At 72.1% G+C, this 24,598-nt stretch carries 21 protein-coding genes; 5 read left to right on the top strand and 16 right to left on the bottom strand.

The window, feature by feature from the left end; genetic code table 11:
* Positions 1 to 10 precede the first annotated feature (10 nt).
* Genes OG385_RS28020 through argC form a run of 4 tightly spaced genes read right to left on the bottom strand, consistent with a single transcriptional unit; the run spans position 11 to position 4,350 of the window.
* The gene (locus tag OG385_RS28020; protein WP_266858805.1) at positions 11 to 1,195 is read right to left on the bottom strand and encodes an acetylornithine transaminase; all 1,185 of its coding nucleotides are present in this window, start codon (positions 1,193 to 1,195) and stop codon (positions 11 to 13) included.
* Positions 1,192 to 2,115, bottom strand: a complete 924-nt coding sequence (gene argB / locus OG385_RS28015) for an acetylglutamate kinase (protein WP_266858804.1) — start codon at positions 2,113 to 2,115, stop codon at positions 1,192 to 1,194. Before argB ends, OG385_RS28020 begins: the two co-directional genes overlap by 4 nt.
* Entirely contained in the window at positions 2,112 to 3,263 is a 1,152-nt protein-coding gene (argJ, locus tag OG385_RS28010) for a bifunctional glutamate N-acetyltransferase/amino-acid acetyltransferase ArgJ (protein ID WP_266858803.1), read from the bottom strand. The genes argB and argJ overlap by 4 nt, the downstream gene beginning before the upstream one ends.
* Positions 3,264 to 3,321: 58 nt before the next feature.
* On the bottom strand, positions 3,322 to 4,350 hold the full coding sequence (gene argC / locus OG385_RS28005) for an N-acetyl-gamma-glutamyl-phosphate reductase (protein ID WP_266858802.1): 1,029 nt from the start codon (positions 4,348 to 4,350) through the stop codon (positions 3,322 to 3,324).
* Between the two features lie 242 nt (positions 4,351 to 4,592).
* On the opposite strand from argC, the gene OG385_RS28000 reads away from it, so the two are divergent.
* A complete protein-coding gene (locus OG385_RS28000; RefSeq protein WP_266858800.1) occupies positions 4,593 to 5,000 on the top strand; it encodes a YciI family protein in 408 nt (135 codons plus the stop codon).
* An 85-nt stretch (positions 5,001 to 5,085) separates the two neighbouring features.
* On the opposite strand, the gene OG385_RS27995 is transcribed toward OG385_RS28000, so the two are convergent.
* Both OG385_RS27995 and OG385_RS27990 read right to left on the bottom strand, forming a co-directional pair.
* The gene (locus tag OG385_RS27995; RefSeq protein WP_266858798.1) at positions 5,086 to 7,467 is read right to left on the bottom strand and encodes an excinuclease ABC subunit UvrA; all 2,382 of its coding nucleotides are present in this window, start codon (positions 7,465 to 7,467) and stop codon (positions 5,086 to 5,088) included.
* A 179-nt stretch (positions 7,468 to 7,646) separates the two neighbouring features.
* Positions 7,647 to 8,003, bottom strand: a complete 357-nt coding sequence (locus OG385_RS27990) for a VOC family protein (protein WP_266858796.1) — start codon at positions 8,001 to 8,003, stop codon at positions 7,647 to 7,649.
* Positions 8,004 to 8,287: 284 nt separating this feature from the next.
* On the opposite strand from OG385_RS27990, the gene OG385_RS27985 reads away from it, so the two are divergent.
* Complete coding sequence (locus OG385_RS27985; RefSeq protein ID WP_266858794.1) at positions 8,288 to 8,761, top strand: SRPBCC domain-containing protein; 474 nt, start codon at positions 8,288 to 8,290, stop codon at positions 8,759 to 8,761.
* A gap of 71 nt (positions 8,762 to 8,832) precedes the next feature.
* Here OG385_RS27985 and OG385_RS27980 read toward each other — a convergent pair whose 3' ends face one another.
* Positions 8,833 to 9,420: a TetR/AcrR family transcriptional regulator gene (locus tag OG385_RS27980; protein ID WP_266858792.1), complete on the bottom strand. Its 588-nt coding sequence runs from the start codon at positions 9,418 to 9,420 to the stop codon at positions 8,833 to 8,835.
* A 153-nt stretch (positions 9,421 to 9,573) separates the two neighbouring features.
* On the opposite strand from OG385_RS27980, the gene OG385_RS27975 reads away from it, so the two are divergent.
* A complete protein-coding gene (locus tag OG385_RS27975) occupies positions 9,574 to 10,731 on the top strand; it encodes an FAD-dependent monooxygenase (protein WP_266858790.1) in 1,158 nt (385 codons plus the stop codon).
* Positions 10,732 to 10,922: 191 nt separating this feature from the next.
* Here OG385_RS27975 and OG385_RS27970 read toward each other — a convergent pair whose 3' ends face one another.
* Together OG385_RS27970 and OG385_RS27965 are read right to left on the bottom strand one after the other, a co-directional pair.
* Positions 10,923 to 11,498: a histidine phosphatase family protein gene (locus OG385_RS27970; protein WP_164264673.1), complete on the bottom strand. Its 576-nt coding sequence runs from the start codon at positions 11,496 to 11,498 to the stop codon at positions 10,923 to 10,925.
* Between the two features lie 179 nt (positions 11,499 to 11,677).
* Complete coding sequence (locus tag OG385_RS27965; protein WP_266858786.1) at positions 11,678 to 13,114, bottom strand: PLP-dependent aminotransferase family protein; 1,437 nt, start codon at positions 13,112 to 13,114, stop codon at positions 11,678 to 11,680.
* Between OG385_RS27965 and OG385_RS27960 the strand changes: the two genes are divergently transcribed.
* Both OG385_RS27960 and OG385_RS27955 read left to right on the top strand, forming a co-directional pair.
* Positions 13,113 to 14,090, top strand: coding sequence for a DMT family transporter (locus OG385_RS27960; protein WP_266858784.1), 978 nt, complete (start codon positions 13,113 to 13,115; stop codon positions 14,088 to 14,090). The genes OG385_RS27965 and OG385_RS27960 overlap by 2 nt on opposite strands.
* A 142-nt stretch (positions 14,091 to 14,232) precedes the next feature.
* The gene (locus tag OG385_RS27955; protein WP_266858782.1) at positions 14,233 to 15,093 is read left to right on the top strand and encodes a 3-hydroxybutyryl-CoA dehydrogenase; all 861 of its coding nucleotides are present in this window, start codon (positions 14,233 to 14,235) and stop codon (positions 15,091 to 15,093) included.
* Between the two features lie 94 nt (positions 15,094 to 15,187).
* Here the strand turns inward: OG385_RS27955 and OG385_RS27950 are convergent, their stop codons facing one another.
* The 7 genes from OG385_RS27950 to OG385_RS27920 form a co-directional block, all read right to left on the bottom strand.
* Positions 15,188 to 15,718 (bottom strand): NUDIX domain-containing protein, encoded by a 531-nt coding sequence (locus tag OG385_RS27950; RefSeq protein WP_266858781.1) that lies wholly within the window; start codon positions 15,716 to 15,718, stop codon positions 15,188 to 15,190.
* A 51-nt stretch (positions 15,719 to 15,769) separates the two neighbouring features.
* Positions 15,770 to 17,110 carry a transcriptional regulator gene (locus tag OG385_RS27945; RefSeq protein WP_266858779.1) on the bottom strand — a complete coding sequence of 447 codons (1,341 nt, stop codon included), beginning with the start codon at positions 17,108 to 17,110 and terminating at the stop codon, positions 15,770 to 15,772.
* Between the two features lie 345 nt (positions 17,111 to 17,455).
* The gene (locus OG385_RS27940; protein WP_266858778.1) at positions 17,456 to 18,511 is read right to left on the bottom strand and encodes a PP2C family protein-serine/threonine phosphatase; all 1,056 of its coding nucleotides are present in this window, start codon (positions 18,509 to 18,511) and stop codon (positions 17,456 to 17,458) included.
* A gap of 183 nt (positions 18,512 to 18,694) precedes the next feature.
* Positions 18,695 to 21,220, bottom strand: coding sequence for a phenylalanine--tRNA ligase subunit beta (pheT, locus tag OG385_RS27935; protein ID WP_266858777.1), 2,526 nt, complete (start codon positions 21,218 to 21,220; stop codon positions 18,695 to 18,697).
* The gene (pheS, locus tag OG385_RS27930; protein WP_266858776.1) at positions 21,220 to 22,347 is read right to left on the bottom strand and encodes a phenylalanine--tRNA ligase subunit alpha; all 1,128 of its coding nucleotides are present in this window, start codon (positions 22,345 to 22,347) and stop codon (positions 21,220 to 21,222) included. Before pheS ends, pheT begins: the two co-directional genes overlap by 1 nt.
* Positions 22,348 to 22,521: 174 nt before the next feature.
* Positions 22,522 to 23,661: an ATP-binding protein gene (locus OG385_RS27925; protein WP_266858775.1), complete on the bottom strand. Its 1,140-nt coding sequence runs from the start codon at positions 23,659 to 23,661 to the stop codon at positions 22,522 to 22,524.
* 54 nt (positions 23,662 to 23,715) lie between these two features.
* Positions 23,716 to 24,573, bottom strand: a complete 858-nt coding sequence (locus OG385_RS27920; RefSeq protein WP_266858773.1) for an RNA methyltransferase — start codon at positions 24,571 to 24,573, stop codon at positions 23,716 to 23,718.
* Positions 24,574 to 24,598: the final 25 nt, after the last annotated feature.

Here is a 24,598-nt window from a genome sequence, read left to right as displayed (position 1 = left end):
ACTCTGCGGATCACTCTTCCCCGTTGGCCTGGTCGAGAACGCCGGGCAGCGCCTGAAGGAACGCGTCCACGTCGCGGTCACCGATGATCAGCGGCGGCATCAGCCGTACGACATCGGGGCCGGTCACGTTCACCAGGAAGCCTGCGTCCTGAGCCGCCTGCTGCACCCGGTGCGCGCGGGACTCGGTGAGCACGATACCCAGCAGCAGTCCGGCACCGCGGACCTGCCCGACCAGCGGGTGCCCCAGCGCCTCGATTCCGGTGCGCAGCTTCTCGCCCGTGCGCTTCACCCGGTCGAGGATTCCGTCCGCCGCGATCGTGTCGAGCACGGCGAGTCCGGCGGCGCACGCCACCGGGTTGCCGCCGAAGGTGGAGCCGTGCTGACCGGGGTGCAGCAGTTCGGCAGCCGCCCCGAACGCCACGGCCGCGCCCAGCGGGAGCCCGCCGCCGAGGCCCTTGGCGAGCGTGACGACATCGGGGTCGACCCCTTCGTGCGCCTGGTACTCGAACCAATGGCCGGTGCGCCCGATCCCCGTCTGCACCTCGTCGAGCACCAGCAGTGTGCCGGTGGCGCGGGTGATCTCCCGGGCGGCCCTGAGGTAGTCCGCGGGCGGGACGACTGCGCCGTTCTCACCCTGGACCGGTTCGATGATGACGAAGGCGGTGTTCTCCGTGACGACCGCGCGCAGGGCTTCCGCGTCGCCGTACGGAACATGGGTGACCACACCGGGCAGTGGCTCGAAGCCGTTCTGCTTGGCGGGCTGCCCGGTGAGCGAGAGCGCGCCCATGGTCCGGCCGTGGAAGGCGCCCTGGGTGGCGACCATGTGCGTACGCCCGGTGAGCCGGCCGATCTTGAAGACCGCCTCGTTGGCCTCGGCCCCCGAGTTGGCGAAGTACACGCGGCCCGCGCGGCCGAAGACCTGGAGCAGCCGTTCGGCGAGCGCGACGGGCGGTTCGGCGATGTAGAGGTTGGAGACATGGCCGAGCGAGGCGATCTGCCGCGAGACGGCCTCGACGACCGCGGGGTGGGCGTGGCCGAGGGCGTTGACCGCGATGCCGCCGACGAAGTCGGTGTACGCGGTGCCGTCGGCGTCCCACACGGTGGCGCCCTCGCCGCGTACCAGGGAGAGCTTCGGCGTGCCGTAGTTGTCCATCAGAGCGCCCTGCCAGCGCTGTGCGAGTTCCTGGTTGCTCATGACTCCCCCTCGGTGGCGCCGGTGGATTCCGTCTCGGTGTCCGGCACGACCATCGTGCCGATTCCCTCATCGGTGAAGATCTCCAGCAGGATCGAGTGCTGGACCCGCCCGTCGATGACGCGGGCGGTGGTGACGCCGTTGCGTACGGCGAAGAGGCAGCCCTGCATCTTGGGGACCATGCCGCTGGCCAGCTCGGGAAGGAGCTTCTCCAGTTGCTTGGCCGTGAGCCTGCTGATGACCTCGTCGCTGTGGGGCCAGTCCTCGTAGAGGCCCTCGACGTCGGTGAGGACCATCAGCGTCTCGGCGTTCAGCGCTGCGGCCAGTGCGGCGGCCGCGGTGTCGGCGTTGACGTTGAAGACGTGGTTGTCATCGGCGCTGCGGGCGATCGAGGAGACGACGGGGATGCGGCCGTCGGCGAGCAGCGCCTCGATCGCGCCGATGTCGATCCCGGTGATCTCGCCGACCCGGCCGATGTCGACGGCCTCGCCGTCGATCTGCGGGAAGTGCTGGACGGCGGTGATCGTGTTCGCGTCCTCGCCGGTCATGCCGACCGCGAACGGGCCGTGCTGGTTGAGCAGTCCGACGAGTTCGCGCTGCACCTGGCCCGCGAGGACCATCCGTACGACGTCCATCGCCTCGGGCGTCGTCACCCGCAGCCCGGCCTTGAACTCGCTGACCAGACCGTGCCGGTCGAGCTGTGCGCTGATCTGCGGGCCGCCGCCGTGGACGACGACCGGCTTGAGTCCTGCGTGCCGCAGGAAGACCACGTCCTGGGCGAAGGCGGCCTTCAGCTCCTCGTCGACCATGGCGTTGCCGCCGAACTTGATGACGACGGTCTTGCCGTGGTGGCGGGTCAGCCAGGGCAGCGCCTCGATGAGGGTCTGCGCCTTGGGGAGCGCGGTGTGCTTGCGGGTGCTCATGAGCTGTACGCGCTGTTCTCGTGGACGTAGTCGGCGGTGAGGTCGTTGGCCCAGATCACGGCCGACTCGCTGCCCGCCGCCAGGTCCGCGGTGATGGCGACCTCGCGGTACCGCATGTCGACCAGGTCGCGGTCCTCGCCGACGGAGCCCTTCTTGCAGACCCAGACGCCGTTGATGGCGACGTTGAGCTCGTCGGGCTCGAAGGCGGCGGACGTGGTGCCGATCGCGGAGAGCACCCGGCCCCAGTTGGGGTCCTCCCCGTGGATGGCGCACTTCAGCAGGTTGTTACGGGCGATGGAGCGGCCCACCTCGACGGCGTCGTCCTCGGTCGCGGCGTTGACCACCTCGATCCGGATGTCCTTGCTGGCGCCTTCCGCGTCGCCGATCAGCTGGCGGGCCAGGTCGGCGCAGACCGTACGGACGGCCTCGGCGAACTCCTCCTCACCGGGCACCACTTCGGAGGCACCGGAGGCGAGCAGCAGCACGGTGTCGTTGGTGGACATGCAGCCGTCGGAGTCGACCCGGTCGAACGTCGTGCGGGTGGCGGCGCGCAGCGCCCGGTCCAGCACCGGGCTGTCCAGGTCGGCGTCGGTGGTGAGCACCACGAGCATGGTGGCGAGGCCGGGGGCGAGCATGCCCGCACCCTTGGCCATCCCGCCGACGCTCCAGCCGTCCCCGCCCGCGACGGCCGTCTTGTGGACGGTGTCGGTGGTCTTGATGGCGATGGCGGCCTTCTCGCCGCCGTGCGGGGAGAGTTCGGCGGCGGCCCGCTCGATGCCGGGCAGCAGTTTGCCCATGGGCAGCGGCAGACCGATGAGCCCGGTCGACGCGACCGCGACCTCGCCCGCGTTGCCGCCGAGGACATCGGCCGCCTTCTCGGCGGTGGCGTGGGCGTCCTGGAAGCCCCTGGGTCCGGTGCAGGCGTTGGCGCCACCGGAGTTGAGGACCACGGCGCCGACGGTCCCGCCCTTGATTACCTGCTCGGACCAGAGGACCGGTGCGGCCTTGACGCGGTTGGAGGTGAAGACTCCCGCGGCGGCCAGCCGGGGGCCGGCGTTGACCACGAGGGCCAGGTCCGGTCCGCCGCTCTCCTTGATTCCGGCGGCGATGCCCGCTGCCGTGAATCCCTTCGCTGCCGTGACGCTCACTGCATCTCCTCGTTCGCCTCTGTACGTACGTGCCGGCCGGTGTCTGTGCCTGCGCCGCTCACGGCGCCAGTCCGATCGTGGAAAGCCCTCGGTCCTCGGGGAGTCCGAGTGCGATGTTCATGCTCTGCAAGGCGCCGCCCGCGGTGCCCTTGGTGAGGTTGTCGATGGCGCTGATGGCGACGATCCGGCCGGCGGCTTCGTCGTACGCGACCTGGATCTGCACCGCGTTGGAGCCGTACACGGCGCCGGTCGACGGCCACTGCCCCTCGGGCAGCAGCTCGGTGAACGGCTCGTCCGCGAGGGCCTTGCCGTACGCCGCACGGACCGTCTCGGCGCTCACACCGGGCTTCGCCTTCGCGGTGCAGGTGGCGAGGATGCCGCGCGGCATGGGCGCGAGGGTCGGCGTGAACGAGACGGTGACCGGCTCGCCGGCCGCCGCGCTGAGGTTCTGGATCATCTCGGGGGTGTGCCGGTGGCCGCCGCCGACCCCGTACGGCGACATCGAGCCCATCACCTCGGAGCCGAGCAGGTGCGGCTTGGCCGCCTTGCCCGCGCCGGATGTACCGGAGGCGGCGACGATCACCGCTTCGGGCTCGGCGAGGCCGGCCGCGTACGCCGGGAAGAGCGCGAGGGACACCGCTGTCGGATAGCAGCCGGGGACGGCGATCCGCTTCGACCCGGCGAGGGCGGTCCGCCCGCCGGGCAGCTCGGGCAGACCGTACGGCCAGGTCCCGGCGTGCGGGGAGCCGTAGAACCGCTCCCAGTCCCCGGCGTCCTTCAGCCGGAAGTCGGCGCCCATGTCGACGACGAGGACATCGTCACCGAGCTGGTCGGCGACGGCGGCGGACTGCCCGTGCGGCAGCGCCAGAAAGACAACGTCGTGACCTGCGAGAACGTCCGCTGTGGTCGGCTGGAGCACGCGCCCGGCCAGCGGCCGCAGATGCGGCTGGAGGGCGCCGAGCGCCTGACCCGCGTTGGTGTTGCCGGTGAGCGCACCGATCTCGACATCCGGGTGGCCCAGCAGCAGGCGGAGGAGTTCCCCGCCGGCGTATCCGCTTGCCCCTGCCACCGCTGCACGTACCGCCACCGAAACCTCCTCGTCGATGGCATGACTATACGCAATACTGCACTTTTATGCAAAGGATGCCCGAAGGCACCGACCGTTGGGGGCATCGAGTTGGGGCCGTCGGGTTGGGGCCGTCGAAAATCAGCGAAAAAAATCCGGGCGGCGATGTCGAGAACTCATGACCCGCTCCGTCCCAGCAGTGAACGCGCCCCCAACGGCGAACGCGGCCAGAATGGGCCGCACCAGCACCGAGGAGAGAAACCATGGCGAAGTACCTGCTGCTCAAGCACTACCGCGGCGCTCCGGCTGCGGTCAACGACGTGCCCATGGACCAGTGGACACCGGAAGAGGTATCGGCGCACATCCAGTACATGAACGACTTCGCGGCCCGGCTGGAGAAGACCGGCGAGTTCGTCGACGGTCAGGCGCTCGCCCCCGGGGGGACGTTCGTCCGGTACGACGGCGAGGGCCGCCCGCCGGTCACCGACGGCCCGTTCGCCGAGACCAAGGACCTCATCGCGGGCTGGATGGTGATCGACGTCGCCGGCTACGAGCGCGCCGTCGAGCTGGCCGGGGAGCTGTCGGCCGCCCCCGGGGCGGGCGGAAAGCCGATCCACGAGTGGCTCGAACTGCGCCCGTTCCTGACCGAGCCGCCCACCGGCACGGAGTGACCTCGCAGGAGAGCAGGAGACCTCCCGGGGCCTCTCCGGTGCCCCCGGCCCGGGCACCGGAGAGGCCGGGCAGCGGCCGGGGCCGTCACGCGTCCACGTACGCCGCGAGGTGTTCGCCCGTGAGGGTGGAGCGGGCGGCGACCAGATCGGCGGGGGTGCCCTCGAAGACGATCCGGCCGCCGTCGTGGCCCGCGCCGGGGCCGAGGTCGATGATCCAGTCGGCGTGCGCCATCACCGCCTGGTGGTGCTCGACGACGATGACCGACTTGCCCGAGTCCACGAGCCGGTCGAGCAGGCCGAGCAGCTGCTCGACGTCGGCGAGGTGCAGCCCGGCGGTCGGCTCGTCCAGTACGTAGACGCCACCCTTCTCGGCCATGTGCGTGGCCAGCTTGAGCCGCTGCCGCTCGCCGCCGGAGAGCGTGGTGAGCGGCTGGCCGAGGCTGAGGTAGCCGAGCCCGACATCGGCGAGCCTGCTGAGGACGGCGTGCGCGGCCGGGGTGCGCGCCTCGCCCGCGCCGAAGAACTCCTCGGCCTGGGCCACCGACATCGCGAGCACCTCGCTGATGTCGCGTCCGCCGAGGTGGTGGTCGAGCACCGACGCCTGGTACCGCTTCCCCTCGCACTCCTCGCAGGTGGTGGCGACGCCGGCCATCATCGCCAGGTCGGTGTAGATGACGCCCGCGCCGTTGCAGTTGGGGCAGGCACCCTCGGAGTTGGCGCTGAACAGCGCCGGCTTCACGCCGTTGGCCTTCGCGAACGCCTTGCGGATCGGTTCGAGCAGTCCGGTGTACGTCGCCGGGTTGCTCCGCCGTGAGCCGCGGATCGGTTCCTGGCCGATCGACACCACGCCCTCGTCCGCGTGGATCGATCCGTGCACGAGCGAGCTCTTGCCGGAGCCCGCGACCCCGGTGACGACGGCCAGCACCCCGAGCGGGATGTCGACGTCGACATCGCGCAGGTTGTGCGCGGTCGCGCCGCGGATCTCCAGCGTGCCGGTGGGTGTGCGCACCTTCTCCTTGAGGGTGGACCGGTCGTCGAAATGGCGGCCGGTGAGGGTGCCACCGGCCCGCAGCCCCTCGACGGTGCCCTCGAAGCAGACGGTGCCGCCCTCCGTACCGGCGCCGGGACCGAGGTCGACCACGTGGTCGGCGATCGCGATCGTCTCCGGCTTGTGCTCCACGACGAGCACCGTGTTGCCGTTGTCCCGCAGCCGCAGCAGCAGGTCGTTCATCCGCTGGATGTCGTGGGGGTGCAGACCGATGGTGGGCTCGTCGAAGACGTACGTGACGTCGGTGAGCGAGGAGCCGAGGTGGCGGATCAGCTTGACCCGCTGTGCCTCGCCGCCCGACAGCGAGCCCGACGGCCGGTCGAGCGAGAGGTAGCCGAGGCCGATCTGCACGAACGAGTCGAGGGTCTGCCGCAGTTTCGCGAGAAGCGGCGCGACCGAGGGGTCATCGACGCCGCGGACCCACTCGGCCAGATCGCTGATCTGCATCGCGCACGCGTCGGCGATGCTGGTCTTCCCGATCTGCGACGACCTCGCCGCCTCGGCGAGCCGGGTGCCGTCGCACTCGGGACAGACGGTGAAGGTGACCGCCCGGTCCACGAACGCCCGGATGTGCGGCTGCATCGCCTCCCGGTCCTTGGAGAGCATCGACTTCTGGACCCGGGGGATCAGCCCCTCGTAGGTCATGTTGATGCCCTCGATCTTCATCCTGGTCGGCTCGCGGCGGAGGAAGTCGTGCAGCTCCTTCTTGGTGTACTTGCGGATCGGCTTGTCCGGGTCGTAGAAGCCGGACCCGCTGTAGAGCCGGTAGTTCCAGCCGCCCGCCTTGTAGCCGGGGACGGTGATGGCGCCCTCGGCGAGCGACTTGGAGTCGTCGAAGAGCTGGGTGAGGTCGATGTCGGTGACCGTGCCGCGGCCCTCGCAGCGCGGGCACATACCGCCGGTGATGCTGAAGCTGCGCCGCTCCTTCACGGTCTCCCCGCCGCGCTCCATCGTGACCGCGCCCGCGCCGCTGACCGAGGCGACGTTGAAGGAGTAGGCCTGGGGCGAGCCGATGTGCGGCTTCCCGAGCCGGCTGAAGAGGATGCGCAGCATCGCATTGACGTCGGTGGCTGTGCCGACCGTGGAGCGCGGGTCGGCGCCGATCCGCTGCTGGTCGACGATGATCGCGGTCGTCAGACCTTCGAGCACGTCGACCTCGGGCCGCCCCAGCGTCGGCATGAAGCCCTGCACGAAGGCGCTGTAGGTCTCATTGATCAGCCGCTGCGACTCCGCCGCGATCGTGCCGAAGACCAGGGAGCTCTTGCCCGAGCCGGATACGCCGGTGAACACCGTCAGCCGGCGCTTCGGTATCTCGACGCTGACGTCCTTGAGGTTGTTCACCCGCACGCCGTGCACGCGGATCAGCCCGTGGCTGTCGGCAACGTGCGCAGGCGGCTGTGCGCCCGTCCTCCTGGCCATGTGTGTCGTCTCTCCATCTGTCGGGCGGGGCCGCCCTCGCGGTCTCCGCCGTGTCACCCGGCCCGGCCGGACCCGCTCCGGTCGGGCAGTGCGGCTCTCCCGCGTCGCGGAAAGCCTCCTGCGTCGCGGGAACCCTCCTGTGTCGCGGGAACTCTCTCTGTCACGGAAGGGGGCGGTGCTCACGGGTCCTGGAGCAGTCCCAGGACATTACCGTCGGGGTCGGTGACCGTGGCCACCAGGCGGCCCCCGCCGACGTCGTGCGCGGGCTCCTTCACCACGGCACCCGCGGCGGTCACCTCGGCCAGCTTCGCCTCGATGTCCGGCACCTCCCAGTAGGTCACAGGCCCGGTCATGCCCTGCTCCGCACCGCCCGGCACCAGCCCGATGTGCTGTCCACCGGCCTCGAACCCGACATAGTACGACTCGTCGGCCACCGGTGGTACGCCGAGGAGGGCGGTGTAGACCGACTTGGCCGCCGCCACGTCGGAGACGGGATGCAGCACGGTCTTGATTCCCTGGGTTGCCGATCCTGGCATGGTCGCTCCTGTGGTCGTGGGTCGCATCCACCCGGCGTGGGGATGCCGACGTCCATGGAGATCACGCTAATGCGGCTCGCTCAGCCGTGCTTCTCGATTCCTGACCGGTTGCCGGCCGGATCGCGCTCGGCCTGCGCTGCGGGACCGCCGGTCCGGCGGGGACGGCCGCCCGTGGAGAACCCGCCCGCGCGGGGCGCCGGGCGGGCGCATGTGATCCGATGGGGACGACCGCCCTGTTGTCCGGACCGGCTTGTCCGACCGACCGTGGAAAGAGGCGTACCGCGATGTCCGAGGAACCGTTCCGCAGTCCGGATCTGACGTCCAGGCCCTTCCGGCTGACGACCGGGCGCACCATGGGCGCCGCCCCCGGGGACCTCTATCTGGCCTGGACCGAACGGTTCGACCGGTGGTTCGCGGCCCCCGGTTCGGTACGGATGACGCCCGAGGAGAGCGCGCCGTTCTTCTTCGAGACGGAGTACGCGCCCGAGCCGGGCGGCCCGGTGGTCCGGCACCCGCACTACGGCCGGTTCCTGCGGCTGGAGCGGGACCGGCTCGTCGAGCTCACCTGGGTCACGGGGGCGGGCGGCACCGAGGGCGCCGAGACCGTCGTCACCGTCGAGCTCGCACCGGAGGGGGACGGCACGCTGCTGACGCTCACCCATGCGGGCTTCGCCGACGAGGAGTCCTGCGAGCGCACCGCCGACGCCTGGCCCCTGGTCCTCGAACAGCTCGACCGGCAGACCGCACCGGCCGGCTGAGGCGACGGCACACACGACCGGCCCGTTCACCCCTGGCCCGCTCATCCCCGGACCGTGTCACCGCGGCCAGTTCACCCCCGGCCCGGTTCGGACGCGCGGCCCTCGCGCAGCGCCGCGGTGACCAGCCCCCGGATCTCCTCGCGCGGCACGGTCCCGCCGCCCACCAGCCGGTCGAAGATCAGCCCGTCCACACAGGCCAGCAGGGTCAGGGTGCGCCCTTCGGTGTCGGCGACGCCCTGCGCGGCCAGGAACGCGCGTACCGCGTCACGTGCCGCGTTCTCATGCGGTACGAGAATCTCCCGCAGCTCCGGGTGGCGTACGCCCTCGACGGCGCAGGCGTACCGGGCGAGCGACCGCCGACGGCCCTCCCCCCCGAGGCGTCCTGCGGCGAACACGGCGATGGCGTCGGCGAGTTCACCGGCGTCCCGCGGCATCTGCGCCGCCTCCCCCGCGGCCTGGAGCTCCGCCTGGTCCAGCTCGACAAGCCTGCCGACCAGTGCGGTGAGCAGCGCTTTCCGGCTGCGGAAGTACGCCGATGTGGTGCCGGGCGGCAGACCGGCAGCGCGCTCCACCGCACGGTGGGTCAGACCGCGCATCCCTTCGTCGGCGAGCACCCCGATGGCCGCGTCGGCGAGGACAGTGCGTCGATCTCCAGTCATCCCCCCTTTCTACACCCACCCCTTCTACACCCGTAGAAAGACCGTAGTACGCTCCCCCTGCCCGCTTTTTCTACAGCTGTAGAAAAAGCGGAGGCGCGGGACGGCCGCAGGCCATGGAACGGCCGGGTGGCGGAGACCGAAGGAGGGACCGGTATGGGGAACAGCGCGGTGGTGATCGGCGGGGGGATCGGCGGGCTGGCGGCTGCGATCGGCCTGCGGCGTATCGGCTGGGAGGTGACGGTCGTCGAGCGCGCCCCGGTCCTCGACGACGCGGGCGCCGGAATCTCCCTCGCGGCCAACGGCATCCGCGCCCTGGACGCCCTCGGTGTGGGCGACGAGGTGCGCGGCGCGGCCCGGCCGCAGTACACCGGCGGCACCCGCAGGCCGGACGGCACCTGGCTCGCCCGGATGGACGGCGCCGCCCTGGAGCGCGCCCTGGGCACCCCGATCGTGGGCATCCCCCGTGCCGCGCTGCACCGGCTGCTGCGGGCGGCCCTGCCCCCGGAGTCCCTGGTCGTGGGCGCCGACGTGACCTCCGTCGACCGCTCCGACCCCGCTCGGGTCCTGGTGGGCCACGGCGACACCGTGCTCGAAGCGGATCTGGCCGTGGCGGCCGACGGCATCGCCGGCCGGGTGCGCGCGGAGCTGTTCCCCGGGCACCCGGGTCCCGTCCACTCCGGTTCGACCGTGCTCCGCGCCATCACGGAGCACCCGGTCGATCTGCGGTCCGACTTCGAACTCACCTGGGGACGCGGCGCCGAGTTCGGCCACATCGCGTTCACCGACGGCCGGGCCGAGTGGCACGCGGTGGTCAACTCCCCGGCAGGGGTGCGCCACAGGGACCCGCTGGCCGAGGTACGGCGCCGGTTCGACGGCTGGCACGACCCCATCCCCGCCCTGCTGGACGCGACCCGGCCGGACACCGTCCTCCACCACGACGTCGGTGAACTCGTCACCCCGCTCCCCTCGTACGCCGTGGGCCGCGTAGCCCTGCTTGGCGATGCCGCACATGCCATGACCCCTCATCTCGGTCAGGGCGCCTGCCAGGCGCTGGAGGATGCCGTCACCCTGGCCGCGGCGCTCGCGGGTGCGACCACGGTGGAGTCCGCACTCATGCGGTACGACGCCGAACGCCGCCCCCGCAGCCGGTCGGTGGCCCGGGCCGCCCGGCAGGCGGGCCGGATGGGGCAGCAGCTCACGCACCCGCTCGCCGTGTCGCTGCGCAACGCGGCGCTCAGGATCGCCCCGTCCGGTACAGCGGTACGGATGATCCTGCGGCACGCCGACTGGACACCGCCGGAGCTGACCTGAAGGTCAGGTACCGGCAGGTCAGGTACTAACAGTCCAGGCACTGGTAGTTCAGGTACTGGCAGTTCAAGTACTGGCAGGCCCAGGCACCGGGCGGCCCGGGTACTGACGGGTCAGGACCTGGCGGGTCAGGACCTGGCGGCTCCGGACCTGGCGGGTCGGGGCAGAGCTTCCCCTCACCCCGTACGGCCGGGTCAGCGGGCGGCTGTCTCCAGGCGCAGGCTCCAGCGCCCCGGCAGACCGGTCAGGGTCGCCGTGGAGAGCGGGGGCACGTCGACGTTCCAGTACGTCGAGGGCGGCGCCTTGAGCGCGTAGACCAGGGCTGCCCGGACGACGGACGGTTCGGCGACCGCGACGATGGAGCCGTCGCACGGGGGCCGGGTCTCCAGCCAGTTCCCTATCCGCGAGATGAAGCCCAGCAGCGACTCGCCGCCGTGCGGGGCGGAGCGCGGGTCGGAGAGCCAGACATCGACGGCGGCCGGTTCGCGCGCCGTCACCTCCGCCAGGGTGAGCCCGCGCCAGCGGCCCATGTCGCAGTCGCTCAGCGCGGGTTGGAGCAGCGGCGCGAACCCGAGCGCGTCGCCGGTGGCACGGCTGCGGGCGGTGGGCGAGCAGTAGCGCAGCTCGGCCGCGGCCAGCGGGACGAGGAAGCCCGCCGAGAGCTGCACCTCGTGCCAGCCGGCGTGGTCGAGAGGCCGGTCGTCGTCGAAGCGCTCGGCGAGCCTGGAGGAACTGCGTGCGGCGGCGACCAGCGTGACGCGAACGCTCATGGCCGCGATCGTGCGACTGAAACCCCGGCGGGTCAAGGGGCGGCGGCGAACCGGCGCACCGAAGCGGAGACCTGCGCGCCAGAACCGAGCGAGGCCGGCCGGGGCCGACACCGGACCGGGGCTCGCCGGAACAGAGCGGCACGTGACCGCGCGGGCGAGCGGGACCCGTCCGCGCCGCCTCAGCCGAGCGCCTCGTCGCACGCCGTACGCAACCGCCGTACCCCTTCGGCGATCTCGCCCTGCCCCGCCACCCCGGCGAAACTCAGCCGCAGGTGCGGGGCGGGCGGTTCGGCGGAGAAGTACGGGCGGCCCGGCGCGACGGCGACGCCCGCGCGGAGAGCCGCCGAGACCACCGCCGCCTCGTCCGTACCGTCGGGCAGCCGCAGCCAGAGGTGGTAGCCGCCGCTGGGGATGTACGGCAGGTCCAGCTCGGGGAGACTGCTGCGGAGCGCGGCGGTGAGGGTGTTCCTGCGGTCCTTCAACTTCCCGGAAACGGAACGCAGATGGCGGTTCCACGCGGGCGATCCGACCAGCTCGACGGTGGCCTCCTGGATCGGCCGCGGCACGAAGAAGCTGTCGACGACCTGGATCGAGCGCAGCCGTTCGAACACGGGACCGCGAGCGGCCAGCACCCCCACCCGCAGGCTGGGCGAGGTCGCCTTGGTGAGCGAGCAGACATGGACGACCACCCCGTCGTGGTCATCGGTGGCCAGCGGTCTCGGCAGGGGTCCCGCGTCCTCGTGGACGAGCCTGCGGACGAAGTCGTCCTCGATGACGAACGCCCCCGCCTCCCGGGCGATGCGCAGCACCTCCGGGCGGCGGGCGTCGCTGAGGACGGCGCCGGTCGGGTTCTGGAAGAGCGGCTGGCAGACGAAGACCCGGGACCCGGTGGCGCGGAAAGCGTCGGCGAGCAGCCCGGGGCGCACGCCGTCGGGATCCACCGGCACCGGCACCGGCCGCAGCCCTGCCGCGCGGGCGACGGCCAGCATCCCCGGATAGGTCGGGGATTCGACGAGTACGGAGGCACCGGGCGGGGCGAGGGCGCGCAGGGCGGTACTGAGGGCGCTCTGACCGCCCGCGGTGACCAGGACGTCGGCCGCGGTGACCGGTCCGCCGATCCCCCGCGCGAACCACTCGCGCAGCTCGGGAATCCCGTCGACGGGGGGCCGCCCCCACGCGCCGGGCCTGCGGCCCGCCCTGGCGAGGGCGGCGGCCATGGCCTGTTCCGGCTGGAGTGAGGCATGCAGATAGCCGCCGTTGAACTCGATGACGCCCGGCGGCGGGGCGGCGAGCGTGACCAGCACTCCGGAGGCGTCCACCGCGCGGGGCGCCGCGTCGGTGGCACCGTCGGCGCTGAGCGCGATCTCCTGCCAGGAGGTGTCGCCGGGTGCGGGGGTGTCCTCGCGGGGCCGCGCCCGGAACGCTCCGGCGCCCGGGCGGGTCACGACGAGCCCCTCGGCGGCGAGCTGGGCGAGCGCCCTGGAAACGGTCACCGGGCTGACCCGATAGGACTCGACCATGGCCCGGCTCGACGGCAGCTTCCCATCAACTGGATAGCGGTTCAGCTCCGCTTTCAGGGATTTCACCAATTCGGCCACACTGCTACGCTCGTACATGACAGCACAGAATAGCGCTACCGACGATCCATCGATAGCAGTCGCCGACAGCAGAGGTGACGGTGCCGCAGGCGGGACCGCAGTTGCCCGAGCGGCCCGACCGGGCGGGACCCCTACGGGCCGCAACGGCACCCTCCTCGCCGGGCTCGGGGTCGTTGCTTTCTCACTGACGTTCCCCGCGACCGCCTGGGGCCTTGAGGGCTTCGGGCCCTGGTCGCTCGTCTCCGTACGCTGCGTGCTCGCCGCCCTGCTGGCGGGCGGCGCCCTGCTGGCCCTGCGGGCCCCCGTCCCCGAACGTCGCCACTGGGCCGGTATCGCCGTGGTGGCCGCCGGGGTGGTCCTGGGCTTCCCGCTGCTCACCACGCTCGCCCTGCAGACGTCCACGACCTCGCACGCAGCCGTGGTGGTGGGGCTGCTGCCGCTCACCACGGCTGCCTTCTCGGCCCTGCGGACCGGTTCGCGGCCGTCCCGCGCCTTCTGGGCCGCCGCTCTGGCCGGGGCGGCCGTGGTGATCGCGTTCACCGTGCAGCAGTCCGGCGGCGCCGTGTCCACGGGTGACATGTATCTCTTCGGCGCCCTGCTGATCTGCGCCGCCGGCTACACCGAGGGCGGACGGCTGGCCCGCGAGATGCCCGGCTGGCGGGTGATCGGCTGGGCGCTGGTCCTCTGCCTGCCGCTCGCCGTGCCGGCCGCCGCCGTGGCGCTGGCTCTCGAACCCGTACACCTCACCGGCCACAGCATCGCCGGGGTGCTCTGGGTGGCTGCGGGTTCCCAGTTCCTGGGGCTGGTGGTCTGGTACCGCGGCATGGCGGAGATCGGCGTGGCCAGGGCCAGTCAGCTCCAGCTCGCACAGCCGCTGCTGACCCTGGTCTGGTCCGTCGCACTGCTGGGCGAGCACCTTCCGGTGGCCGCTCCGATCGCCGCCGTCGCGGTCCTCGTCTGCATCGCGGTCACTCAGCGTTCCAGGACGAGATAGGCAGAAAAGTCATGATTTGCGCAGTGAGCGGTGGTTAACCCGGCGCCCCGGCCACCCACAGGTCGGGGGTAACGTCTGAGGGCCGGGCGGGCGCCGGAACCATACGGGGTACTCGCCCGCGACGATCTGCGAAAGGCTGGATGTGACCGACATCGAACGCGTCGGAGTGGTGGGCTGTGGCCAGATGGGCGCGGGGATCGCAGAGGTCTGTGCCCGCAGCGGCCTTGAGGTGATGGTCGCCGAGACCACCGGCGAGGCTCTGGAAATCGGCCGCACCCGGCTCCACAACTCCCTCTCGAAGGCCGCAGAGCGCGGCAAGATCACCGAGGAGGAGCGCGACGCGACGCTCGGCCGGCTGAGCTTCACGACCGACCTCGGGGAGTTCGCCGACCGCGACCTCGTCATCGAGGCCGTCGTGGAGAACGAGCAGGTGAAGACGGAGATCTTCCAGGTGCTCGACCAGGTGGTGACCCGGCCGGACGCGATCCTCGCCTCCAACACCTCCTCGATCCCGCTGGTGAAGCTGGCCGTCGCGACCTCCCGGCCCGACCAGGTCATGGGCATCCACTTCTTCAACCCCGCGCCCGTGCAGCAGCTCGTCGAACTGATCCCGGCGCTGACCACGTCCGAGGAGACGGTCAAGCGCTCCGAGGCGCTGGTCCAGGACATACTCGGCAAGCACGCGATCCGTGCGCAGGACCGCTCGGGCTTCGTGGTGAACGCCCTGCTCATCCCGTATCTGCTCTCCGCGATCCGGATGTTCGAGTCCGGCATCGCGAGCCGCGAGGACATCGACAACGGCATGGAGATGGGCTGCGCCCACCCGATGGGCCCGCTGAAGCTCGCCGACCTGATCGGCCTCGACACCGTCGCGTCCGTCGCCGACTCGATGTACGCCGAGTTCAAGGAGCCGCTGTACGCCGCTCCCCCGCTGCTGCAGCGCATGGTCGACGCGGGACGGCTCGGCCGTAAGACCGGCTCGGGCTTCTACCCGTACAACTGAGCTGTACGGACGGACCCGGCGCGGTTGTGCGGGGCGGTACGCACCGCCCCGCACACCCTCGCCGCCGCCAGGTCCCCCTCGCCGTCAAGTCCGGCTAGCCGAGCCGCAGATGGTGCAGCATCAGCAGCGCCGCCGCCATGTTGGACGCCGGGACCTCGCCGCGCGCGATCATGTCAGGCACCAGCTTCAGCGGCACCCACTCACGGCGCGAGGACTCGAACGCGTCCTGCGGACCGCCGGTCCGGGTTCCCTGCTCCGACCAGTACAGATGGTGCCGGGCGTCGGAGAGGCCGTTGGACGGTTCGACGCTGAGCAGATGGCGCAGCGGACCCGGCCGCCACCCCGTCTCCTCCTCCATCTCGCGGGCCGCTGCCGCCTCGGCCGTCTCGCCGTCCTCGACCACCCCCGCTGCCAGCTCCCAGCCCCAGCTGTCCGTGATGAACCGGTGGCGCCAGAGCAGCAGCACCTCGTTCGCCCCGTTGACGACGGTCGCCGCCGCGACGGCCCGCTGCCGGATCACATAGTGGTCGAGCCGGGTGCCGTCCGGGAGCGCGACATCCGCCAGATTGACCTGGAACCAGCGGTTCTTGTACACATTTCGTTCGCTTAAGTTCGTCCACTGCACAGTCCTGCCACCTTCCGACAAGTCGATGGCAATATGGCAGCAGGAGCACGCTCACAGGGGAACGCGCAGCGCTCCCTCGATCAGAGCGGCGGCCTCATCGGCCCCGCCGAACCGGGTCTCGCGCAGATCGTCACGCACATCGCGGAGCCGGTCCCGGAGCCTGCGCGACTCCATCCCCCGTGCCTGGACGGCCATTTCGACCGCGGTGGCCACGCCGCGGTCGGCGTCCCCCTGCCGCAGTTCGATCCGGGCGAGCATCGCCAGCCGGTGGACCCGGCCACGGTCGTGCGCGGGGGCCGCGGCGGCGGCGACCGCCTGGGCCCTGGCGGCCGGCAGATCACCCAGCCTGAGCAGCGCCTCCGCCACCTGCACATTGACGAGCCCGGGCTGCACATAGCCGGTCTCGTCCGGTTCGGCACCCGGCCTGATCCGCCCGGCGGCCTCCTCCGCCCGTCCGATGCAGGCCAGCGCGCTGCCGGCGTCGCCGAGATAGGCGTACGCCTTCCCCTGCATCGCGTGCAGATCGCTGCCCAGCGCCGGAGTGAGCTCGCGGCCTGCCGTCCGCAGCGCCGCCTCGGCGAAGGCGACGGCCTGCCGGTACTCCCGCATGAAGAGCGCCTGGTTGACCAGGAGCGCGACGACATACGCGCCGAGCGCGCGGTCCCCGCTCGCCTTGGCCAGCCGCAGCGCCTGGTGGAAGTAGCGCTGGGCCAGGCCCTGTTCATCGGAGTCGTAGGCGCAGATCCCGGCGATGGCCACCAGTCCGCCGGTGGCACGGAGGAGTTCGCGTCCGGTGGCGTCGCTGTACGAGCCGCGCAGCAGCGGCGCCGTCCCGGTGTTGAGGAATCCGACGATCCGGGCGCGGGTCGCGACACCGCCCGCCTTCCGGTACATCTGCTCGTAGTGCGTCCGGGCCGCGCGGAGTGTGCCGGTGTCGGCGTGGCCGACCCGGCAACTGCCGCTGCGTGAGACGTCGTTGTCCTCGGGCGGGTTCTCCCACTCCCAGACCGGCAGCACGGCCGGGGTCCCGGTCACCGGGGCCGCGCCCCGCAGATGCGGTCGCTGCTGTGCGTCGGAGCGCCAGAGCGCGGCCGCCCGCTCCACGAACCCGCAGAGCGCGGTGGTGTGCACCGGCGCGGGTGCGCCCGGTACGCCGAGGCCGATGTCGTCCAGCGTGACCGTACGGCGCAGCCGGGCGCCCAGGACCTCGCAGAGCAGGTCGGGCACCTGGCCGCGCGGCCGCTGGCCCTTCAGCCAGCGGGCCACGGCGGTGTGTTCGTACCGCAGGGCCAGTCCGCGGGTCCTGCCCGCCCCGTTGACCCGGACGGCGAGGCCCGCATGGGACATCCCGGCCTCGTCGAGCAGGGCGTCGAGCTGGGTGTTGGGCAGCATGGGGCCCTCCGTGGCCGGGTGCGGGACAGCGTAGCGGAGCGCGGTTCACACGGGGTGTGAACGGAACGCCCGGACCGGGGGCCCGGGTCCCTTCCTCCGGGAGAGCCCGGGCGATTGACTGAACTGCCTCCCAGGAGGCGGCCGGGCCGTCGGCTCCCCCTCGTACAGTGCGACGGCCCGCTCCCGGCGCCACCCGCCCTGCCGGAACTGCCCGGCGCTCCGCGACAGGACGGGTGGCGCACACCGCGCCGCACTCCCGTACGGCACGGCCCCGGCCCGTCACAGCACATCGGCATCGCGCTCTCCCACGGCCCGCAGCCCCGCCTACGGCACCACATGCCCGCCTCAGAGGGCTGACCGTGCGGTACGGACCGGGTCCGGCCTGCCGAGCGTCCTGCGGCGGTCGTTGCGCAGGACGAGCAGCGCCACGTCGTCGGTGATACGGCCACCGGTGTGCCGCAGCAGCGCCCCGTGCACCCGCTGGATCACCCGCGCGGGTGCGGGAACGCCGTCCGCGGCCGCTTCGGACAGCGCTTCCTCCAGACGGAAGAACCGGCCTGCCGGGTCCCGTGCGTCGGTCGCCCCGTCGGTGTGCAGGAGCAGCGCGTCGCCGGGCAGCAGCCGGCCGCACCGGTCCGCCTCGACGGCGGCGGGCAGCGGGAACGTCCCGAGTGGGGGCAGCGGATCGCCCCCGCAGAGCGGTCCGGCCGGCTTCCCCAGCCGGTAGGGCCACGGATGCCCGCAGTTGACCGCGGTCATCCCGCCCTCGCCGTCGATCTGCAGGAGCAGTACGGTCACGAACTCCTCGGCCGACGGATGGCCCGGCGCGGCCCCGCCCGCCGCCGGGTGCTCCTGCCGGGACCGCTCCCGCAGATGCCGTTCCAGCGCGCGTTCCAGTCTCCGTGCCACGCCGGGCAGCGCCGGCTCGTCGTGCGCGGCCTCCCGGAAGCTGCCGAGCACGGCGGCCACCGCGCCGATGGCCGCCAGCCCGTGGCCGCGCACGTCACCGATCACCAACCGCACCCCGTGCACCGTGGCCAGCGCCTCGTAGAGATCCCCGCCGACCATCGCTCCCCCGGAGGCGGAGAGCTGGCTCGCGGCAACGGCGAGACCGTCGATCCGCGGGGGCAGCGGCCTGAGCAGCACCCGCTGGGTGGCGTACGCGACGGCACGCGCCTGCCTCAACTCCCGTACCGGGCCCAGCCGGACACCCGCGATGACATAGCCCGCCAGCGAGAGCAGCGCGGCGCTGAAGGCCAGCCGGACGGTGATGCTGTCGTCGCCGGCCGGCGAGCCGGCCAGCTCCCAGCCGACCACGACGGCCAGCCCGAGCGCGGGGAGGCCGAAGACGACCCCGCCCCGCCATCCCCTGGTACGGATCACGGCCCTGGTACGGATCATGCCGCCGGCCCCCTCGACTTGAGACCGTCCGGCAGTCGGGGGCGGCCTATGATCGGGCGGGTCGATTCTGTCGGCGGTGCGTACCCGTTGGCGTACATCAGGGCGCTTCTCACCCGAACGAGTGAGGGGCGCGCCCGGAGATCCGGACACGCCCCTCAGTGGTTCCCGTACGCGGAACGGCGGTTACGCGCCGCGCAGCACCGCCCCGGTCCGCTCCGCCGCGAGCGCGACAGCGGCGTCCCGCGCGGCGGTCGCCTCCTCGACGGTCAGCGTGCGGTCGGCCGCGCGGAAGCGCAGTGCGTAGGCCAGGGACTTCTTGCCCTCACCGATCTGCTCACCGGTGAAGACGTCGAACAGCCGCAGCGATTCGAGGAGTTCACCGGCGCCCTCGTGCAGGGCCGCCTCGACGTCCACGGCCGGTACCCCGGCGGGAACGACCAGCGCGACGTCCTGGGTCGCCACCGGGAAGGAGGAGATCCGGGGCGCGACGAGCGTGCCGGCGGCCCGCTCCAGCACATCGAGCTCCAGCTCCATGGCGCAGCTGCGCTCGGGGAGGTGGAACGCCTTGATGACGCGCGGGTGCAGCTCACCCGCGTGCCCGGCGAGGACTTCCGCGCCGTCCACGGTGACGTACAGCGCGGCGCAGCGCCCGGGGTGCCACGGCTCGTGCCGGTCACCGCGGACGATCAGCTCGACACCGGCCTCGCGGGCGACGGTACGGGCCGCCTCGACGGCGTCCGCCCAGTCGGCCGGGCGGCCCTTGCCCCACCAGCCGGCCTGCTCGCGCGCACCGGCCAGGACGGTCGCGACCCGGCGCGGCTGGCGCGGCAGTGCGGCGGTGATCCCGGCGATCTCCTCGTCGGTGGGCCTGCGGTCGACGGGCAGCCGCGCGGGCACCCGCTCCTCACCGGTCGGCCGGAAGACCAGACCGGTCTCGAAGAGCGCGAGGTCGTGCGAGCCGCGTCCGGTGTTGCGCCGCAGCGCGCCGAGCAGCCCCGGCAGCAGCGTGGTGCGCAGCGCGGGCTCCTCGTCGGAGAGCGGGTTGACCAGCTTGACCGTGGCGCGGCGCGGGTCGTCGGCGGCCAGCCCGAGCTGGTCGAACGCGGCGTCGCCGGTGAACGGGTAGTTCAGTGCCTCGACGAAGCCCGCGCCGGCCAGCGCGCGGCCGACCCTGCGGTGCAGCCGCTGCCGCTCGGTGAGCCCGCGGCCCGCCGGGGGCCTGGGCAGCGTCGACGGGAGGTTCTCGTACCCCTCAAGACGGATGACCTCTTCGGCCAGGTCGTTGGGGTAGGCGAGGTCGGGGCGCCAGGACGGCACGGTGACGACGAGCTCGTCCTGACCGTAGACGTCGCAGCCGACCTGCTGGAGGCGGCGTACGACGGTCTCCCGGCCGTACGCGACGCCCGCCACCTTGTCCGGGTGGTCGGCGGGCATCTGGAGGGTGCGCGGCGCCGACGGTGCGACGACCTCGGTGACCCCGGCCTCGGCGGTGCCGCCCGCGAGCAGCACCAGGAGGTCGACGGTCCGCTGGGCGGCCGCCGAAGCGGCCTCCGGGTCGACACCCCGCTCGAAGCGCTTGGACGCCTCGGAGGCCAGCTTGTGGCGGCGCGCGGTGCGCGAGATGGAGAGCGCGTCGAAGTGCGCGGCCTCGATGACGACGTCGGTGGTGCCCTGGAGCTGTCCGGTCTCCGGGTCGGTGGTGACGTCGGCGATCTCGGTGTTGGCCCCGCCCATCACACCGGCGAGGCCGATGGGGCCTCGGTCGTCGGTGATGACCAGGTCACCGGCGTCGAGTACCCGGGCCGCGCCGTCGAGCGTGGTGAACTTCTCGCCGGCCACGGCCCTGCGTACGCCGATCGGCCCGTCGATCCGGGTGCGGTCGTAGGCGTGCAGCGGCTGGCCGAGCTCCAGCATCACGTAGTTGGTGATGTCGACGGCGAGCGAGACCGGCCGCATACCGGCCTTCTGCAGCCGGCGCTGGAGCCAGATCGGTGTGCGGGCCTCGACGTCGATGCCGGTGACCGTACGGGCGGTGAAGCGGTCGCAGCCGCGCGGGTCGGCGATCTTCACCGGGTAACCGAACGCGTTGGGAGGCGCCACGTCGAGCAGCGCCGGGTCGCTCAGCGGCAGCCCGTACGCGGTGGCGGTCTCCCGGGCGACACCTCGGATCGACAGGGCGTAGCCGCGGTCGGGGGTGACGGCGATGTCGAGCACCTCGTCGACCAGTTCGAGCAGCGCGATGGCGTCGGTGCCCGGCTCGTGGCCGGGGGGCAGCACGATGATGCCGTGCGTGCCGTCGTCGCCCATGCCCAGCTCGTCGCCGGAGCAGATCATGCCGTGCGAGGTCTTGCCGTACGTCTTGCGCGCGGCGATGGCGAAGTCGCCGGGCAGCACGGCGCCGGGCAGCACCACGACGACCTTGTCGCCGACGGCGAAGTTCCGGGCGCCGCAGACGATCTCCTGCGGGGCGCCGGTGCCGTTGGCGGTGCCGACGTCGACGGTGCAGAAGCGGATGGGCTTCTTGAAGCCCTCCAGCTCCTCGATGGTCAGTACTTCTCCGACGACCAGCGGACCCTTGAGGCCCGCGCCGGTCTGCTCGACGGTCTCGACCTCCAGGCCGACGCCGATCAGCTTGGCCTGTACGTCACGACCGGTCTCGGTGGCGGGGAGATCGACGTACTCCCGCAGCCAGGAAAGCGGGACCCGCATCAGATCTCCATCCCGAACGGCCGGGTGAACCGGATGTCACCCTCGACCATGTCTCGCATGTCTTCGACGTTGTGGCGGAACATCAGCATCCGTTCGATGCCGAACCCGAAGGCGAATCCGCTGTACTTCTGGGGGTCGACACCGCAGGCGGTGAGCACCTTGGGGTTGACCATCCCGCAGCCGCCCAGCTCGATCCAGCCCTCGCTGGAGCAGGTACGGCAGGGGCGGTCGGGGTTGCCCACCGATGCGCCGCGGCAGACGTAGCACTGCATGTCCATCTCGGCGGACGGCTCGGTGAACGGGAAGTAGTTGGGGCGCAGCCGGGTCGTCATGTCATGACCGAAGAGTGCCTGCACCATGTGGTCCAGGGTGCCCTTGAGGTCGGCCATGGTGAGGCCCTCGTCCACGGCGAGCAGCTCGATCTGGTGGAAGACCGGCGTGTGCGTGGCGTCCAGCTCGTCGGTGCGGTAGACCCGCCCCGGGCAGACGACGTAGACGGGCGGCTCGCGGTCGAGCAGGGTGCGGGCCTGCACGGGCGAGGTGTGCGTCCGCAGCACGACACCGGACTCGTCGCCCTCGGTGCCCTCGGGGCCCTGGACGAAGAAGGTGTCCTGCATCTGCCGGGCCGGGTGGTCGGGCGTGAAGTTCAGGGCGTCGAAGTTGAACCACTCCGCCTCGACCTCCGGGCCCTCGGCGACCTCGTAGCCCATGGCCACGAAGATGTCCGAGACCCGCTCCATGAAGGTGGTCAGCGGGTGGCGGGCGCCGGCGGGGGTGCGGTCGTAGGGCAGGGTGACGTCCACCGCCTCCTCGACCAGGACCCGCTCGTCGCGCTCGGTCTCCAGCTCCGCCTGACGGGCCGCGAGGGCCTTGTTCACGGCGCCGCGCGCCATGCCGACGCGCTTGCCCGCGTCGGCCTTGGCCTGCGGCGGCAGCGCGCCGATCTCGCGGTTGGCGAGCGCCAGCGGCGAGGTGCCGCCGGTGTGGGCCGTCTTGGCGTGCGCGAGCGCGTCGAGATCGCCCGCGGCAGCGAAGGCGGCGAGCGCCTCGCTCCGCATCCGCTCGATCTCTTCCGGTTTCAGTGCCTCGACCTCAACAGGGTCGTACGACTTGTTCGGTGCCGACATCTCTTCCCGTACTTCCGATTTCTGGCTGAGGCGACCTGCTCGCCGACAGCGACGTCAAGGACGCAAACGTGCCAAAGGTCGATTCTAGAGGTCGCGTGGGGTCGGAGAAGCCCGCAGGTCCTCAGGCCCACCCGTCGCCCGCCGCCACCCTTGCACGACGCTTCGCGACATTTCCTATTTCAGGTAGGCCGGAGCCCCTACGGGCAGAATAAATCGGAACTCCGCGCCGCCGCCCGCCCCGCGGCCGACGGTGATCGTCCCGCCGTGCGCCTCGACGATGCCCTTGACGATGTACAGGCCCAGCCCGGTGCCACCGCGCTTGCTGCCCCGCCAGAAGCGGGTGAAGACGCGGCTCATCGACTCCTCGGGGATACCGGGGCCCTCGTCGGTCACCGTGACGCCCGTCCCCTTCTCGTCGTTCTTCGCGGCGGCTGCCGCCACCTCGATGGTGACGGTTCCCTCACCGTGGCGCACCGCATTTTCCAGCAGGTTGCCGAGGATCTGGTCGATCTTGTCCGGGTCGGCCCAGAGATCGGGCAGCGGCTGCTGGATCCGGACCAGGAACCGGTCGGGGTCCTGGCCGGACGCGGTGTGGGCCTGGATGTGCCGGACGACGGCAGCGGCGATGTCGACGGGCTGGCGGCGCAGCTCCAGCCGGCCCGAGTCGATGCGCGAGATGTCGAGAAGCTCGGCGATCAGCCGGGTGACCCGGTTGGCGTCGGCGTCGACGGTCTCCAGCATGAGCCGCTTCTGTGCGTCGGTGAAGCGCTCCCATTTGGCGAGCAGGGTCGCGGTGAACCCTTTGACCGAGGTCAGCGGGGAGCGCAGCTCGTGCGCGACGGTGGCTATCAGCTCGGCGTGGCTGCGCTCGGTGCGGCGGCGCGCCTCGGTGCCCCGGATCGAGACGACGACCCGCAGGACGGGCCCGGTGGGGCGCTCCCGTATGTACCGCGCGGAGACCAGCACCTCGCGCCCGCCGGGCAGCAGCAGATTGCGCTCGGGCTGGCCGTAGCGGATGGCGAGCCCGCCGTACGGATCGGTCAGGGTCCACCAGCGGCGGCCCTTGAGGTCCTCCAGGGGCAGCGCCTGCTCCAGGGGGCGGCCCAGTGCGGCGGCTCGCGGTACGGCGGTGATCCGTGCGGCGGCGGCGTTGAAGCAGATGATCCGGCCGTGCTCGTCGGCGACGACCAGACCGTCGGGGAGTTCGTCGGGGTCGACCCCGGATCCGGCAGGACCCGGGCCGACGGACGCGCCGGTTCCGTTCAGCGGCGATCCATGTCCGTGCGATGACGCACTGCCCGAAGAGACAGCCATCCCCGTATCCCACCTCTCCGAATAGCGCAGTGGGCCCCCGAACTCGTCACCCTACTAGCTGGAGGTCACGGAGCGGCACCCTCCGGAAGCGCGCTGCGCACGCGCTGACGCGTAGAGGCAGACGGCGGCGGCGGTGGCGAGATTGAGACTTTCGGCCCGGCCGTGGATGGGGACGCGGACCACGGCGTCGGCGAGGGCCCGGGTCTCCTCGGGGAGCCCCCAGGCCTCGTTGCCGAACACCCAGGCACTCGGACCGCCCATGGTGCCCGCGTCGAGCTCGGCGTCGAGGTCGTCGTCGCCCGCCCCGTCGGCGGCGAGGATCCGTACCCCGGCGGCCTTGAGACCGGCGACGGCCCGCTCGACGGGGACGCCCACCGCGACGGGCAGATGGAAGTGCGAACCGACCGACGCGCGTACGGACTTGGGGTTGTACAGGTCGACGGATGCGTCGGTGAGTACGACGGCGTCGGCGCCCGCTGCGTCGGCGCAGCGCAGCACCGTCCCGGCGTTGCCCGGGTCGCGGACATGCGCGAGTACGGCCACCAGCCGGGGCCGCGCCGCGAGGATCTCGTCGAAGGGCGAGTCCAGGAAGCGGCAGACTCCGACGAGGCCCTGCGGGGTGATGGTCTGGGAGAGTTCGGCGAGTACGTCGTCGCCCGCCAGGTGGATGCGGGCTCCGGAGTCCCGTGCCGCGGCGACGACGGTCTCGTACCGCTCGGCGGCCTCCACGGTGGCGAACAGCTCCACGAGCGTCGGCCGGCCGTCGACCCGGTGCTGCACGGCTTCGCGTACGGCCTGCGGCCCCTCGGCGATGAACCGGCGTTCCTTGGTGCGGAAGTTGCGCCGGGCGAGCCGCTTCGCGGCGGCGACGCGCGGGGAGCGCGGGGAGATCAGCTCGGCGGGGGTGCCCATGGTCGGCGTTTCACCTTACTCACGT

The organism is Streptomyces sp. NBC_01306 (assembly GCF_026340465.1).
Lineage (GTDB): Bacteria > Actinomycetota > Actinomycetes > Streptomycetales > Streptomycetaceae > Streptomyces.
This window is presented reverse-complemented; position numbering and strand designations above follow the sequence as displayed.